This window comes from Methanocalculus natronophilus (assembly GCF_038751955.1).
Lineage (GTDB): Archaea > Halobacteriota > Methanomicrobia > Methanomicrobiales > Methanocorpusculaceae > Methanocalculus > Methanocalculus natronophilus.
Map to the genome: position 1 here is coordinate 1 of NZ_JBCEXH010000037.1, position 790 is coordinate 790.

1 protein-coding gene is annotated in these 790 nt (G+C 34.3%); it reads right to left on the reverse strand.

What is annotated here, in order from left to right:
• Positions 1-790: fructose-bisphosphatase class III (locus tag ABCO64_RS10240; RefSeq protein WP_343089387.1), on the reverse strand; the 790-nt coding region annotated here is incomplete at both ends.

Below are 790 nucleotides of genomic sequence, written 5' to 3' on the forward strand. Positions count from 1 at the left end.
ATTTAGGAAGGTCAATCAGTTCGTTTCTCTCATTAACATTTTTTGGGTAGAACCCTTCGCATGAATCGTTTTTATACAGTTTATTGGCCAAGGAGAATAAAGGGCGTAAATTAATGCCATAGCCATCTTCTAAACAATCAAGCGTATTATAACGCGCCGCAATTCTTATCACATTGGCAATACTTACACTGCAGCCACTTGCTGCACCCATCCAAATAATATCGTGATTTCCCCATTGAATATCGACAAACTTTTGACGCATGATTTTATCCATTACCATATGGGGTTTAGGCCCACGGTCAAAAATATCGCCTACAATATGGAGTCTATCAATGGCTAGACGTCTAATAAACCGTGAGAGTTCAATAATTAGCTTTTTCTCACGTCCTGTTTTAAAAATCGCATCCATAATCGCATCATAATACCGTCTTTTATCTTCATGTTTATTCGATTCATACAACAATTCTTGAATGATATATTTAAACTCTTCAGGTAAGTTTTTTCCTACATGACTTTTGGTATATTTAGTCGCAACAATACGCGCTAAAATAATCATTCTATTTAAGACGTCTTTTAAGAGTAAACGAAATGCTTCATTGTCCCATGCTTTTTGATATTTATTAATCATATCATGAGGATAATAGATAAAAAACGCCAATCGTCTTTTATTGACCTCATCAAGGTCTTTAAACGTCAGTTCTATTTTTTGTTTTAAAATCCCACTCGCGTTTTTTAAAAAATGATTAAACGCATCATATTCGCCATGAATATCTGCAATAAAGTGTTCAGT